The sequence below is a fragment of the Pseudomonas sp. PKS genome (assembly GCF_051913525.1).
Lineage (GTDB): Bacteria > Pseudomonadota > Gammaproteobacteria > Pseudomonadales > Pseudomonadaceae > Aquipseudomonas > Aquipseudomonas guariconensis_D.
The window spans coordinates 13,412-27,886 of sequence record NZ_JBEGDO010000016.1; the positions used below are offsets into that span (position 1 = coordinate 13,412).

Genomic DNA, 14,475 nt, shown 5'->3' on the forward strand with positions numbered 1-14,475 from the left:
GGCCAGCCATGACCTTTGCGTGGAATCCCTGACAACATGATCCGCAATACTTCCCTGGTGCTCCTGATGGGCACCTGCAGCTACGCCTGGGCGGGTGCCAACCCCGTCGAACTGACCGCCACCACCATCGATGGCGAACGCGAGGCGCCCAGTGGCGTGCAACTGGACGAGCCGATCCAGACCGGCTCCCGATTGGGCCTGACTGCGCGGCAGACGCCAGCCTCGGTGAGCGTTTCGGACCGCCGCTTGATCGAGGAACGTGATGCCAAGGACACCCAGGACGTACTCAACACCATGACCGGCGTGAACGCGTCGGCCAATCCGGGCTACGGTGGGTTCGTGTCCTACCGGGGCTTTACCCAGAACCAGGTCACCCAGCTCTACAACGGCATCAACCTGGGCTACAGCAGCGCCACCCGCCCGACGGACGCCTGGGTCGTCGACCGGGTCGAGCTGATCGGCGGGCCGTCGTCGTTTCTGCATGGCACAGGCGCCGTGGGGGGCTCGATCAACACCATCACCAAGCTGGCCAGCCGTGATGAACAGACCTTCGATGGCCGGGTGCGCTATGGCAGCTACGACGATTCGGAAGTCGCCTTCGGTATCAACCAGGCCTTGGCCAGCAACCCGGTCGACGCCCGGCATTTCGCCCGACTGGACTTCAGCCGTGGCCACGGTAATGGGTACGTGGACCGCAACGAGCGCTGGACCGACAGCCTGGCCTTCTCCTTGCTCAGCGACCTTACCCCCGACCTCACCCACACCCTGGCCGTGGAATACCAGCAGGACAAGGAAGACAGCCCCTACTGGGGCTCCCCCATCCTCCCCGGGCGCAACACGATGAAGATCGACCGTAGCCGGCGCTTCGAGAACTACAACGTCGCCGATGGCCGTTATGAGCAGCGGGTTCGTTGGCTGCGCTCGATCCTCGATTACCAGCTCAGCGACACGACGAGCGTGCAGAACACCCTGTACCACTACAACGCCCAGCGCGACTACCGCAACCTCGAAAGCTACGCCTACAACGACGCAGGCAACGTGGTGCGTTCGAGCCCCTACCTGCAACGCCACGAACAGCGCCTGCTGGGCGACCGCCTCGAACTGCGCCACGACAACCAGGTGCTGGGCCTCGCCAATCAGTGGTCTTTGGGCCTGGACTATTCGCGTATGCGCCAGACCCTCTACCCCACCTCGGGTAGTTGGCGTGATGTCGTCGATCCAGCGCATTTCGACCCGGGCAGCTTCGATGACATCCCCGGCGTGAACGCAGGCCTGACCAAGCAACGTCACAACGAGGTGACCAACCGCGCCCTGTTCGCCGAGAACCGCCTGCAACTGACCGACCGCCTGGCCCTGCTCACCGGCCTGCGCTACGACTACCTGGACATGCAGGTGACCCACTATGGCCCTGTCTCGCCGACCAGCCCGGCCTTCTTCGAGCGCCGCTGGGAGCCGTTGAGCGGGCGCATCGGCCTGACCTACGAGCTGACGCCTGCTGCGAGCGTTTACATGCAGTACAGCACCGCCGCCGACCTGCCTGCCGGCTCGCTGGCCGCAGCGACGTACTCCAACGTTGGCCTGTTCGACCTCTCCAAGGGCGAGCAGTGGGAGGCTGGCAGCAAGTTCGACTTCCTCGACGGGCGGGGTGCGGCGACGGTGGCGGTGTACCAGATCGTGCGCAAGGACTTTGCCGTGCGCGATTCCAACGACCCCAACGTGATGGTCCAGGCCGGCCAACAGACCTCCCGCGGCATCGAGCTGTCGGGTCGGCTGCAGGTCACGCCCAAGCTGCTGGCCGAGGGCAACTACGCTTATGTCGACGCCCGATACGACGCCTTCAACGAAGCGGCCGGCGGCCGGTCGGTCTCACGCAAAGGCAACACCCCAGCCAACGTGCCAGCCAACGTCGCCAACCTGTGGCTGACCTACCGCTTCACCCCGGCTTGGTCGGCGGGGGTGGACGTGCGCTACGTCGACTCGGTGTACGCCAACAACGCCAACACCCTGCAAGCCCCGGCCTACACGCTGCTGGGCAGCTTTGTCCGCTACCGGCTGGACGCGCACACCGCCATCACCGCACGGGTGCGCAACCTCACCGATGAGCTGTATGCCAAACAGGCATACGGCGGGCAGTACTACATGGGCGCACCGCGTACCGTCGAGCTGGCGGTGGACTTGCGCTTCTGAGTGGCGGACCAAAATCTGGCGGAAAAATCTCAATACACATTGTATTTTTCCGCCATTGCTCAACCCCTTTAAGATCCCGCACGCCTCTCTCACTACGCCGGAGCATGAACGCTCCGGCTATCGACCAAGGATGTTCCCGTGCGACCCGCTTTCTTACACGCCTACCCGCTCCACTTGTCTTTATGGGCAAGCATGCTCTCGCTCGCAGCCTGCCAGGCATCGACCGTCACCCCAGCCGAGAAGCCCTTTATCGAGGCCATGCAGTCTGTCCTTGCCAACGACGTGACGACCGCAACACAGGGCAAGCTTAGCGGGGCAGTCGATCTCAAGGTCACCCTCGATCGCCAGTCCCGCCCCGTCGCCTGTTCAACCCAGCCCGGCAAACCGGAGTACGCCGCCAAGCTGCCTGCTGAAGTGGTCCGTTCCGCCTATCCGGTTCTGGCCCGCGCAGTCGAACGGCAATGCTGGAAGACCATTTATCCCTTGGTGCCGAGCGAGCTGTATGGAGGCGAAGAGACCGTCCAGATCACTGCCCCCATCGTGATAGTCGCGCCCTGGCCGACATTGGCCAGCAATCACCCCTGGCGGATCCATGAAGCGCGCAAGGCATTTTTCTGGCAGCAACTGATGCGTGAGCAACCCGTCGACAGCGTTGGCCAGGCGGTCATCCGCTACCAGGCCGACGCCCAGGGCAAAGTCACCGGTTGCCTGGTTGATCTGGCCCCTGTACCGCAGCGAACCGATGCCTTTCGCCTGGATGGGCAATTGCAAGCCGACCTGAGCCGTCGCTGCATGCAACTCGACCTGCGTGAAATGCCCAGTTTCATGCTGGAGGCGCAGGCGCCTGCAGAAAACCATGCGGTCGTTGAATACGCTCCCTGGAAAGTCGGCCGCCAATAACCGTCTCGATTGCACAGGACGCTCTCCAGTGTCCTGCAGGCCAAAACAGGTATCCCGATGTCGCCTAGGAAAAAGCGCGCCCTACCGCCTGCCGTTCTACTGGTCTTCACAACAACGATGCCGTGGCCTGACCACGGCACTTGCGCCCAGGCTGCCTTTGAAGACCGGAGAACATCCCTATGTCCGTACCCCATGAGGTATCCCCCGCCACGTTGCGTCGGGTGATCGCCGCCTCGGCCATCGGCAATTTCGTCGAATGGTTCGATTTTGCCGTCTATGGCTTTCTCGCCACGCTGATCGCCAGCCTGTTCTTCACAGGCGAAGATGCCAGCGTCGCCTTGCTCAAGACCTTTGCCGTGTTTGCCGTCGCGTTCGCCCTGCGCCCGCTGGGCGGTATCGTGTTCGGCGCGCTGGGCGATCGGCTGGGCCGCAAGCGCATCCTGTCGCTGACCATCTTGCTGATGGCCGGCTCCACCACCCTGATCGGCCTGCTGCCGACCTACGCCAGCATTGGCCTGGCGGCGCCGCTGTTGCTGACCGTGGCGCGCTGCCTGCAAGGCTTTTCCGCAGGCGGCGAGTACGCTGGCGCCTGTGCCTACCTGATGGAACATGCGCCACAGGACAAACGGGCCTTCTACGGCAGCTTCGTGCCGGTCTCGACCTTCTCCGCCTTCGCCTGCGCGGCGGTGATTGCCTACACCCTGGAGGCGAGCCTGACCCCCGAGGCCATGAGCAGTTGGGGCTGGCGTGTGCCGTTCCTGATTGCCGCGCCTTTGGGCCTGGTCGGCCTCTACCTGCGCTGGCGGATGGAGGAAACCCCGGCCTTTCGCGAGGCCATGGCCGAGGGCAAGGAACACAGCCACTCGCCGCTCAAACAAACCCTGCGCCACCACGGCAGGGCAATCCGCAACCTGGGCGCGTTCATTTCGCTGACCGCGCTGTCGTTCTACATGTTCACCACCTACTTCTCCACCTACCTGCAAATGGTCGGCAATCTGACCCGCGCCCAGTCGCTGCTGGTGACCACCGTGGCGCTGCTGTTCGCCGCGGTCGGCTGCCCGCTGGCCGGCGCCTTCTCCGACCGGGTCGGGCGGCGCAAGACCATCGGCTTTACCTGCCTATGGGTGATGGTGGCGGTGTTCCCGGCGTACTGGCTGGCCAGCTCCGGCTCGATGTCCGGAGCGTTGCTGGGGGTGATCCTGCTGGCCGTCGGTGCCTTGCTCAGTGGCGTGGTCACCGCGGCGTTGCTGTCGGAGACCTTCCCCACCCGCACCCGCTACACCGCCTCGGCGATCACCTACAACGTGGCCTATACCCTGTTTGGCGGCACCGCGCCGCTGGTGGCCACCTGGCTGATCAGCCAGACCGGCAGCAGCCTGGCGCCGGCTTTCTACCTGGTGGTGATCGCATTGGTGGCGCTGGTGGGTGGCTTGGCACTACCGGAGACCTCGCGGATCTCACTGCACGAGGACGCCGGTGAGCGCCAGCCTGCCCGCGCGCTGTCCTAGTGAGTGGGGCTGCCATGCAGCCCAAAGGGCGTCGTGTGGGGCGGGGGCTCAGGCCGCCTCCTCACGCCGGTGCGCCCACTGGTACAACGCCGGCAGCACCAGCAAGGTCAAGGCGGTGGACGACAGGATGCCGCCAATCACCACGGTCGCCAGCGGTCGCTGCACCTCGGCGCCGGTCCCGGTGGCCAGGGCCATGGGGATGAACCCCAGCGAGGCCACCAGGGCGGTCATCAGTACCGGTCGCAGGCGAGTCAGTGCCCCTTCCTCGATCGCCGCCTGCAACGTCCGCCCTTCCTCACGCAGGTTGCGGATGAAGGCGATCATCACCAGCCCGTTGAGTACCGCGACGCCGGACAACGCGATGAACCCGACCCCTGCGGAAATCGACAGCGGGATATCCCGTAGCCACAGCGCCAACACACCACCGGTCAAGGCGAACGGGATGCCGGTGAACACCAGCAAGCCGTCCTTGAGGTTGTTGAACATCATCAGCAGCAACGCCATCACCAGCAGCAACGCCACCGGCACCACCACCTGCAGGCGTTCGGCCGCCGACTGCAACTGCTCGAACTGGCCACCCCAGCGGGTCCAGTAGCCCGCCGGAACCTGCACCTCGTCGGTCAGCCGCTGCTCGGCCTGCTCGACGAACGAGCCCAGGTCACGTCCACGCACGTTCGCGCTGACCACCACCACCCGCTTGCCATCCTCACGGCTGACCTGGTTCGGCCCCAGTTGCAGGTTCAGCGTGGCCACCTGCGACAGCGGGATGAAGCCGATCTGCGCGGCCCCCGCGGCGCTGTTGGCTGGCACCGGGATCAGCAGGCTCGACAGCCCGTCGACATCGGTGCGCAGTGTTTCGGACAGGCGCACCAGCATGTCGAAGCGCCGATCGCCTTCGTACAGGGTACCGGCGGTGCGGCCACCGACGGCGATGGCGATGGCGTCCTGCACATCCCCGACGTTCAGGCCATAACGGGCGGCCTTGTCGCGGTCGATGTCGATGGTCAGCACCGGCAGGCCGGTGGTCTGCTCCACCTTCACCTCGGAGGCGCCCGGCACTTGCTGCAAGGTGCTGGCGATCTGCGCGGCGGTGCGGTTGAGCACGTCCATGTCGTCGCCGAACACTTTCACCGCCACGTCGCTGCGCACGCCGGAAATCAGCTCGTTGAATCGCAACTGGATCGGCTGGGACAACTCGTAGTTGCTGCCCGGCACACTGGCCGCAGCACGCTGTACCTCGGCGATCAGCACTTCGCGTGGTTTGCCGGGATTGGCCCACTGCTCGCGCGGCTTGAGCATCACATAGGCATCGGAGATGTTCGGCGGCATCGGGTCAGAGGCGATCTCGGCGGTACCGGTGCGGGCGAACACCCGCTCCACCTCCGGCACCTGGGCGATGATGGTCTGCTCCAGGCGCTGCTGCATCTGCACCGACTGGCTAAGGCTCGTGCCCGGTACCCGCAAGGCCTGGAGGGCAAAGTCGCCCTCGCTGAGGCTGGGGATGAACTCGCTGCCCATGCGGCTGGCCAATGCACCGGACAACGCCACCAGCAAGGCGGCGCCAGCGAAGGCCAGCGTGCGCTGGCGCAGTACCCAGGCCAGGACAGGTGCATAGCGCTGGCGGGCGGTGCGCATCACCACGCCCTCTTCTTCCTTGACCTTGCCGGTGACGAACAGGGCAATGGCCGCAGGCACGAAAGTCACCGAGAGGATCATCGCCCCCAGCAAAGCCATCACCACGGTGAAGGCCATGGGGTGGAACATCTTGCCCTCGACACCGGTCAGGGCAAAGATCGGCAGGTACACCACCATGATGATCAGCTGGCCATAGATCAGCGGCCGGCGCGCCTCGCGGGCGGCAGCGAACACCTCATGGAAGCGCTCGGCGCGGGTCAGCATGCGGCCATGGCGCTGCTGGGCGTGGGCCAGGCGGCGGATGGCGTTCTCGACGATCACCACCGCGCCGTCGACGATGATGCCGAAGTCCAACGCGCCGAGGCTCATGAGGTTGGCGCTGACCTTGTTGCTGAGCATGCCGGTGAAGGTGAACAGCATCGACAGCGGGATGACCATCGCGGTGATCAGCGCCGCGCGGAAATTGCCCAGGAACAGGAACAAGACCGCGATCACCAGGATCGCGCCCTCCACCAGGTTCTTCTTGACCGTGGCGATGGCCTTTTCCACGAGGTTGGTGCGGTCGTAGACCGTCACGGCCATCACCCCCTTGGGTAGCGTGCGGTTGACGTCCGCCAGCTTGCGCGCCACCGCCTGGGACACCGTGCGGCTGTTCTCGCCGATCAACATGAACACCGTGCCCAGCACCACTTCGCGGCCGTTCTCGCTGGCCGCACCGGAGCGCAGCTCCTGGCCCAGGCCCACTTGGGCGACATGGCTGACGCGGATCGGCGCGCTGTCGACACTGGAAATGACGATGTTCGCAATGTCCTCAGCCGAAGCCACCTGGCCTGGGGCGCGGATTAGCAACTGCTCGCCGTTGCGTTCGATGTAGCCTGCGCCGACGTTGGCGTTGTTGCGTTCCAGGGCGCCGATCAGGTCGTTGAGGGTGAGTTTGTAGGCCGCCAAACGTTTTGGGTCCGGAGCGACCAGGTATTGCTTGGCATGGCCGCCGATGGTGTTGACCTCGGCCACGCCCGGCACGTTGCGCAGTTGCGGCTTGATGATCCAGTCCTGGATCACCCGCAGGTCAGTCGCCGTATAGGGCGTGCCGTCGTCTTTGAGCGCCCCTGGTTCGGCCTCGACGGTCCACAGGAAGATCTCGCCCAGCCCGGTGGAGATCGGCCCCATGGCCGCTTCGATGCCGTCGGGCAGTTGCGCGCGGGCCACTTGCAGGCGCTCGTTGACCAACTGGCGGGCGAAGAAGATGTCGGTGCTGTCTTCGAAGATCACCGTCACCTGGGACAGCCCCGAGCGCGACAGCGAGCGGGTCTGCTTGAGCCCTGGCAGACCGGCCATGGCGGTCTCGATGGCAAAGGTGATGCGCTGCTCGGTCTCCAGCGGTGAGTAGCCGGGGGCGGCCGTGTTGATCTGCACCTGGACATTGGTGATATCCGGCACCGCATCGATCGGCAGCTTCTGGTAGCTGTTGATGCCGACGGCAGCCATCAGCACCACCGCGAGCATCACCACCAGGCGCTGCTCGATGGCAAATTGGATCAGGCGTTCGAACATGAAGAGATCCCCGGTCAGTGGCTGTGCTCGACCGAGCCCTTGCCGAGCTCAGACTTGAGAACGAAGCTGCCAGCGGCAGCCACCTGGGTGCCGGCCGCCAGGCCGTCGGTGATTTCCACCTGGCCTGCGTCGCGTCGGCCGGTCTTCACCGGGCGGGCGTGGAAGCCCTCCTCGGTGCGGGTGAACACGACGGTCTGTTCCTCCCACGTTTGCAACGCTGCCTCTGGCACCACCACGGCGGCATCGAAGCGCTCGACGTTCACCGCGATGTTGACGAACAGCCCCGGACGCCAGGCGCCGTTGGGATTGGCCAAGGTGGCACGGGCAGTGGCTGCGCGGCTTTGCTCGCCCAGCAGACTGCCCACGTAGTTGACCTGGCCCTGGACCTGAGCCCCCAGATCCGGCGCGCTCACAGTGACCGTACGCCCGGTCGTGACCCGGCCCAGGTCACGTGGGGTGACGGAAAAGGTGGCCCAGACCCGGCTCAGGTCCGAGAGGGTGAAGGCGTTGCTGGTCTCATCGACCACTTCGCCGACGGTCAGGTGCTTCTCCACCACTACGGCGTCGAAGGGGGCGCGCAGCTCGTAGCGATTGCCTGCACCGGCCGGAGCAACGGCGGCGACTTTCTGCCGGGCGTTGGTCAGCGCGATTTCGGCCTCCTGCAAGGCCTGGCGGGCCTGCAGGTAGTCCTGTTCGGCGCTGATGCGTTCCTGCCACAACTGCTGTTCGCGCTTGAAGGTCAACCGCGCCAGTTCCACGCGGCGCTGGGCGGCCTGCTGCTCGCTGCGCAGGTCGGAGATTTGCTGGCTGGCGATCACCGCCAGGACTTGTCCACGCTTGACCGACTGGCCCAGGTCGGCGTGCACCGATTCCACCACCCCGGGCACACGGGGCACTACATGGGCGGTATGGTCCTCGTCGAAGCGGATCTCGCCAGGGAAGCTGATAGCGGTGCCCAAGGTCATCGGCGCGGCAACGACCAACTGCACACCAGCGGCTTCGATCTGGGTGGCGGACAGGTGCAGGCTGCCCTCCTGTTCCTCATGTCCCTCATCGCCAGCCTCGGCATGCGCGTGACCATCGTCTTGCTGCGGGCTGTCATGGGTATGGTTTTTTTCGCCCTGGGAGTCCTGGGGAGCCTGGCCGATGGTCTGGGTCCAGGCCAGGCCGCCCAGGCCGAACACGGCGATGGCAGCGGCCAGGATGGCGAGCTTGCGGGTGTTGTGCATGGTTGCTCCTAAAGGTATTGCCGATGGCATCGGTGCAGACGGGCGAGGCAGGCCTCGGTCAACGGTCTGCGCCAAGGTCGCCGTAGATGCGCTCGACCTGAGCACGGGCATCGGTTGCCGAGGCCAGGGCGTCCAGGTACAGCCCACGGGCCTCGATCAGCGTGCGCTGGGCATCGAGCACATCGAGGAAGGCGAACTTGCCCATTTCGAAACCACGGGTGGCGGTGTCCACAGCCAGCTGCGCCGAAGGCAGGATGGTGCGCTCATAGGCCTGCACCTCCTGCATTGCCGACGCCCACTGGCTGACGGCGCTGCGGGTGTCGCTGTGCAGGCGCAACTGCACGGCGTTGCGCAGGTCACGGGCCTGGTCGGCGCGGCGCGCGGCAGCCAGCACATTGCCCTGGTTGCGGTCGAACAACGGCAGCGGCATGGACAGACCGACCACATTGACCCGTTCACGGTCCTCACGGCTGTACTGGCTGCCCAGGCTCACGGTCAGATCGGGGATGCGCTTGGCTTTTTCCGAGCCCAGGGACGCCTCCCCTCTCTTGATCTGCGCTTCTGCCAGGCGCCACTCGGCGGTTTGCGACACCTTGTCGAGCAAGGTCTCGGCGCGAGGTGCCGGGCCCGGTGACAGCTGGCTCGTATCCAGGCGAGCGATGGCCGCCTGCGGGCTGCCGGTCAGCCGCGCCAAGGACTGATTGGCGACGATGCGCTGCGACTCGGCACGGCGCACCTGCGCCTGCGCCTGGGCCAGCTGAACCTGGGCGCGGGTGGCCTCGACCGGCGAGGACTGTCCCGCCTTCACCCGCCCTTGCACGACCCGCAGGCCGCGTTCGGTCAGGGCCTGTGACTGCTGCGCCAGCTCAAGGGCGGTCTGGGCGCGCAAGGCAGCATGGAAGGCCTGCACCACATCGGCACGCAGGCCATTGCGCTGGCGCTCCAGTTCCAGCTGGGCGACGCTCTGGCCGGCGCGGGCCACATCGATGCGTGCGCCGCGCTTGCCGCCCAGTTCCAGGGCCTGGCTGAGGGTCACGGTGGTCGTTCGAGTATCGCGACGGGTGTCCTCGGCTTCCCAGGATACCTCCGGATTGGGCAGCAGCCCCGCCTGGCGCCGCTCACCTTCGGCGATGCCGATTTCGCGGTCGGCGGCGGCAAGGTCGGGGTTCTGGGCAAAGGCGGCCTCGATCGCCTGGGGCAGGCTCAGGCGCTGCTCGGCGCGCAGACTGGGCGCAGCGAGGCCAACCAGCAATAGACAGAGCAAGGCAGTATTGCGGGGGGTGAACCGGTTGCGCGGCACGTTTGAAGTCCTCGTCGGCAAGCGTCGGAAAGCATGGCGAGGGACTGTAAAGAGCGACGCCTATCGGCTCGGTGGCGCCAAAATTACAATTCTGAAAGGTGGCCCAAGGGCCTATGGGAGTGGGTTTGCCCGCGAAGAGCGCCAACGTCCGATAACCGAACACATTCGCCGCCTGGAAAACAAAGGAAATTGACGAAACTAACCAGGTGGTACATATATCGAGACATCCAAAAACAACAAAGCGATGCCCCGCCATGACGCCCCGAATCCTCGTGCTCAACGGCCCCAACCTGAACCTGCTCGGCACCCGCGAGCCCGACCAGTATGGCCAGGAAACCCTCGCCGACCTGGCCCAAGGCTGTGCCGACTGCGCACACGCGCTCGGCCTGGAAATCGAATTCCGCCAGACCAACCATGAAGGCGAGCTGATCGACTGGATACACGCCGCACGCGGACGCTGTGCCGGCATTCTGATCAACCCCGGTGCCTGGACCCACACCTCGGTCGCCATTCGCGATGCCTTGGCAGCGAGCGAATTGCCAGTCATCGAGGTGCACCTCTCCAACGTGCATAAGCGCGAGCCGTTCCGTCACATCTCCTTCGTGTCATCGATCGCCGTGGGCGTGATCTGCGGCCTTGGTAGCCACGGCTACCGTCTGGCCCTGACGCATTTCGCCCAACTGCTCAAGGAGCCACGCGCATGACCCCGAACACTGTCCTGGCCGGGCTGATCGGTCGTGGTATCCAGGCCTCGCGTACCCCGGCGCTGCACGAGCACGAGGGCGATGCCCAAGCGTTGCGCTACCTGTACCGGCTGATCGACGCCGACCAGTTGGGCCTGGATGACAGCGCCCTGCCCAGCCTGCTGGATGCGGCCCAGCGCACCGGATTTACCGGCCTCAACATCACCTACCCGTTCAAGCAGGCGATCCTGCCGCTGCTTGATGAGCTGTCGCAAGAGGCTGAAGGCATCGGCGCGGTGAACACTGTCGTGCTCAAAGATGGCAAGCGGGTCGGCCACAACACCGACTGCCTGGGCTTTGCCGAAGGCCTGCGCCGGGGCTTGCCGGATGTCGCGCGTGACCAGGTGGTACAGATGGGGGCCGGTGGCGCGGGCTCGGCGGTGGCCCATGCGCTGCTCGGTGAAGGCGTACGCCATTTGGTGCTATTCGATGTGGACAGCGCGCGCGCCCAGGCGCTGGTGGACAACCTCAGCGCCCGCTTCGGCGAAGGCCGGGCGTCGCTCGGCACGGACCTGCCCGCCGCCATGGCCATGGCGGACGGGCTGGTCAACACCACCCCGGTGGGCATGGCCAAGCTGCCCGGCACCCCGCTACCCTTGGCGCTGCTGCATGCCCGGCTGTGGGTGGCCGAGATCATTTACTTCCCGTTGGAAACCGAACTGCTGCGCCATGCCCGGGCGCTGGGTTGTCGCACGCTCCATGGCGGCAGCATGGCGGTGTTCCAGGCGGTCAAGGCATTCGAGCTGTTCACCGGCAGAACCGCCGATGCCGGGCGCATGCAGGCGCATTTCGCACGCCTGGGGTGAGGTGCCTGCTCGCGGGTACATCGCCGTACCCGCGAAGCAGATTGCATGCCGTCAGGCCGGCAACATCCCCCGCACCATGAACGCAGTCGATTCACGCACCTCGCGCCAGTACCGCTCCAGGTCCATCGGCTCGCTGCGGCACAGGCGCAGCAGTTGCAGGTGCCCATAGTCATTGAGCATGAACGCCGCATAGTCGACATCCAGATCGGCACGCAGCTTGCCCAGCCCGCGCAGCTCATCCAAGAGCGCAGCGATCTCGCTCACCAACGCATCGTTGACCCGCTTGTAGGGCGCAGGCAACGCCGACTGGTCAGGCCCAAGCAGCGCAATCACCTGGGGCAGGATCTCGCGCCACAACGCTGGCGACAGTACCTCGAAGGCGAACTCGGTCAGGCAACGCTCGAAATAGCAAATGGTATCGATCGGGTCGTCGAGCTCCGGAATACGACGGCGCGCAGCACTGATGGCGCGGTGATCCGCCTCGCGCAGTTTCTCCAGAAGGATCTCCTGCTTGCTGCCGAAATAGGCGAAGACCGTGGGCACAGAGACCGCCGCCGAACGGGCGATCTGCTCGATGGTAGTGGTCTGGAACCCTTGGCTCTCGAAAAGGCTCAGGGCCGACTGGCTAATGGCCTGGCGGCGCAGGGCCTTTTGTTGTTCGCGCAATCCGCTCATGGCTCTCCTGGCTAGCGTTGGCGGGTAGGCGCCCAGCATAACGGCAAACTCATTCGATTAAAAATTTTATTGACTAAAACTTTTTATGGATTAAAAAATATTTCCACGTGATCGACTGATCACACCGTACCGGCCGCACCCTGCCCGACAACAACAAACAGCGGGAGCCTTGCAATGCCTACCCTCGCCTGTCGTCCGCGGCCCTCCCTCGCCCAGCCCCACGAGTACCGCCATGACTGAACATGCCGACCTGATCATCCATCATGCCCGTATCTACACCGTCGATTCGCACCGCCCCTGGGCCAGCGCCGTGGCGGTACGTGGCGAGCGTATCGTGCATGTCGGCGACGACCGCAGCGTGCTGGCTTTCAAGGGCCCTGCCACGCGCATGATCGACGCCCAGGGCAAGTTGGTGCTGCCAGGTTTCGTCGAATCCCACTGGCACTTCTCCACCACCGCCTTCGCCCATCAGGCCTTCGTCAACCATGAAGACCCCCATCAGGTGCTGGCTGCGCTCAAGCGCTACGTGGACGAGAACCCCAACGAGAAAGCCATCACCGGCATGGGCTGGGTCCAGGCCTTGGTGCCTGCGGACATGCTGCGCCGCGAAACCCTGGACGCAATCTGTGCCGACAAGCCGGTGTGCCTGCTGTCCACCGACTACCATTCCATGTGGGTCAACTCCAAGGCCCTGGAGCTGGCAGGCATCGACCGTGACACACCACCGGTGGAAGAAGGCGCCAGCTGGTTCGAGAAGGACCCGCACACCGGCGAACCCACGGGTCTGATCGTCGATGGCGCGGCCTATTCGCTCCTGATGCAGCGCCTGAGCGACCTGGGTTATCTGCCCGTCGGCATCGACCTTTACCTGCGCTCGATCGCCCTGTGGCAAGAGAAACTGGTCGCCGCCGGCATCACCACCGTGTTCGACGCAGGCTTCCTCGACCCGAGCGGCGATCAGTCGCTGCTGTACCAGACCCTGATGCGTCTGGAAGACGAGCAACGCCTCAAACTCCGGGTAGTTGGCAGCTACATCGACATGGGCACCGACCCGGACCCGGTGGCCAGCCTCAAGGCCCTGCGCGCTGAGTATGCAAGCCCTCTGGTCAAGGCCCAGGCGCTGAAACTGATGCTCGACGGCACCGAGATGAACCACACCGCCTACCTGCTCGAACCCTACTGTGACAAGCCGCACAGCTGCGGCAGCACCACCATGCCGGAGGAAACCTTCGAGCGGCACGTGCGTGAGGCCGACCTCAACGGCATCGACGTGATGGTCCACGCCGTGGGCGATGGCGCCGTGCGCATGGCCTTGGATGTGTTCGAGCGAGTCGGTGCGAGCAACCCGCCGCGCGACCGTCGCCATGTGATCACCCACGCGTTCCTCACCCACCCGGACGACATCCCGCGTTTTCGCCGCATCGGCGTGATGGCCAACACCCAACTGCAATGGGGCGTGGTCGACGCCTATACCCAGGCGATCCAGAAGTCCTACGGCCCGCAGCGCTGGGCCTCGATGTACAAGTTCCGCAGCTTCATCGAGCAGGGCGTGACCGTGTCCATCGGCATGGACGGCCTGGCCTGTCAGTGCCGCTGCCAGCATCGACCGGTGGAGCACATCGAGTCCGGACATACCCGGCAGTTGGCGGGCGAGCCCGATGCCCCGGTGATGCCGGACATCCACGAGAAGCTGAGCATCCCCCAGCTGATCGCCGCCTACACCATCAATGGCGCCTACCAGTTGGGCCTGGAGAAAGAGATCGGCTCGATCAGCGAAGGCAAGCGCGCGGACATCATCATCATGGAGCAGGACTTGTTCGAGCTGGATCGCTACCAGATCGGCAAGACCGAGGTCCTGCTGACCCTGATGAACGGCGAAGTCACCCATGACCAACTGAGCCGCGCCCTGACCTGAGCGCAGGCCCTTCGCCCCACGCC

General features: G+C 65.1%; 10 protein-coding genes. 6 read left to right on the forward strand and 4 right to left on the reverse strand.

The window, feature by feature from the left end:
- The first annotated feature begins 36 nt into the window (after positions 1-36).
- From ABOA88_RS16575 to ABOA88_RS16585, 3 genes are all read left to right on the forward strand, one after another.
- Positions 37-2,187: a TonB-dependent receptor gene (locus ABOA88_RS16575; RefSeq protein WP_367851858.1), complete on the forward strand. Its 2,151-nt coding sequence runs from the start codon at positions 37-39 to the stop codon at positions 2,185-2,187.
- A gap of 192 nt (positions 2,188-2,379) precedes the next feature.
- The gene (locus tag ABOA88_RS16580; RefSeq protein WP_367851857.1) at positions 2,380-3,087 is read left to right on the forward strand and encodes a hypothetical protein; all 708 of its coding nucleotides are present in this window, start codon (positions 2,380-2,382) and stop codon (positions 3,085-3,087) included.
- Positions 3,088-3,266: 179 nt separating this feature from the next.
- Positions 3,267-4,595 carry an MFS transporter gene (locus ABOA88_RS16585; RefSeq protein WP_196167743.1) on the forward strand — a complete coding sequence of 443 codons (1,329 nt, stop codon included), beginning with the start codon at positions 3,267-3,269 and terminating at the stop codon, positions 4,593-4,595.
- 48 nt (positions 4,596-4,643) lie between these two features.
- Here ABOA88_RS16585 and ABOA88_RS16590 read toward each other — a convergent pair whose 3' ends face one another.
- Genes ABOA88_RS16590 through ABOA88_RS16600 form a run of 3 tightly spaced genes read right to left on the reverse strand, consistent with a single transcriptional unit; the run spans position 4,644 to position 10,334 of the window.
- Positions 4,644-7,784: an efflux RND transporter permease subunit gene (locus ABOA88_RS16590; RefSeq protein WP_367851856.1), complete on the reverse strand. Its 3,141-nt coding sequence runs from the start codon at positions 7,782-7,784 to the stop codon at positions 4,644-4,646.
- A gap of 14 nt (positions 7,785-7,798) precedes the next feature.
- Positions 7,799-9,013, reverse strand: coding sequence for an efflux RND transporter periplasmic adaptor subunit (locus ABOA88_RS16595; protein WP_367851855.1), 1,215 nt, complete (start codon positions 9,011-9,013; stop codon positions 7,799-7,801).
- Between the two features lie 58 nt (positions 9,014-9,071).
- Positions 9,072-10,334, reverse strand: coding sequence for a TolC family protein (locus tag ABOA88_RS16600; RefSeq protein WP_437437101.1), 1,263 nt, complete (start codon positions 10,332-10,334; stop codon positions 9,072-9,074).
- Between the two features lie 233 nt (positions 10,335-10,567).
- Here ABOA88_RS16600 and aroQ point away from each other — a divergent pair, with 233 nt between their 5' ends.
- Positions 10,568-11,017, forward strand: a complete 450-nt coding sequence (aroQ, locus tag ABOA88_RS16605; protein ID WP_196167747.1) for a type II 3-dehydroquinate dehydratase — start codon at positions 10,568-10,570, stop codon at positions 11,015-11,017.
- A complete protein-coding gene (locus tag ABOA88_RS16610; protein ID WP_367851853.1) occupies positions 11,014-11,862 on the forward strand; it encodes a shikimate dehydrogenase in 849 nt (282 codons plus the stop codon). The genes aroQ and ABOA88_RS16610 overlap by 4 nt, the downstream gene beginning before the upstream one ends.
- Before the next feature lie 51 nt (positions 11,863-11,913).
- Here the strand turns inward: ABOA88_RS16610 and ABOA88_RS16615 are convergent, their stop codons facing one another.
- Complete coding sequence (locus ABOA88_RS16615) at positions 11,914-12,537, reverse strand: TetR/AcrR family transcriptional regulator (protein ID WP_196167749.1); 624 nt, start codon at positions 12,535-12,537, stop codon at positions 11,914-11,916.
- A 232-nt stretch (positions 12,538-12,769) separates the two neighbouring features.
- Here ABOA88_RS16615 and ABOA88_RS16620 point away from each other — a divergent pair, with 232 nt between their 5' ends.
- Complete coding sequence (locus ABOA88_RS16620) at positions 12,770-14,452, forward strand: amidohydrolase (RefSeq protein ID WP_367851852.1); 1,683 nt, start codon at positions 12,770-12,772, stop codon at positions 14,450-14,452.
- The last annotated feature ends 23 nt before the right edge of the window (positions 14,453-14,475 follow it).

What these genes read in the sequence shown, in the direction of transcription:
- ABOA88_RS16575 (WP_367851858.1), top strand. Translation starts at nt 37, where the DNA reads ATGATCCGCAATACTTCCCTGGTGCTCCTGATGGGCACCTGCAGCTAC.
- ABOA88_RS16580 (WP_367851857.1), top strand. Translation starts at nt 2,380, where the DNA reads ATGCTCTCGCTCGCAGCCTGCCAGGCATCGACCGTCACCCCAGCCGAG.
- ABOA88_RS16585 (WP_196167743.1), top strand. Translation starts at nt 3,267, where the DNA reads ATGTCCGTACCCCATGAGGTATCCCCCGCCACGTTGCGTCGGGTGATC.
- ABOA88_RS16590 (WP_367851856.1), bottom strand. Translation starts at nt 7,784, where the DNA reads ATGTTCGAACGCCTGATCCAATTTGCCATCGAGCAGCGCCTGGTGGTG.
- ABOA88_RS16595 (WP_367851855.1), bottom strand. Translation starts at nt 9,013, where the DNA reads ATGCACAACACCCGCAAGCTCGCCATCCTGGCCGCTGCCATCGCCGTG.
- aroQ (WP_196167747.1), top strand. Translation starts at nt 10,568, where the DNA reads ATGACGCCCCGAATCCTCGTGCTCAACGGCCCCAACCTGAACCTGCTC.
- ABOA88_RS16610 (WP_367851853.1), top strand. Translation starts at nt 11,014, where the DNA reads ATGACCCCGAACACTGTCCTGGCCGGGCTGATCGGTCGTGGTATCCAG.
- ABOA88_RS16615 (WP_196167749.1), bottom strand. Translation starts at nt 12,537, where the DNA reads ATGAGCGGATTGCGCGAACAACAAAAGGCCCTGCGCCGCCAGGCCATT.
- ABOA88_RS16620 (WP_367851852.1), top strand. Translation starts at nt 12,770, where the DNA reads ATGACTGAACATGCCGACCTGATCATCCATCATGCCCGTATCTACACC.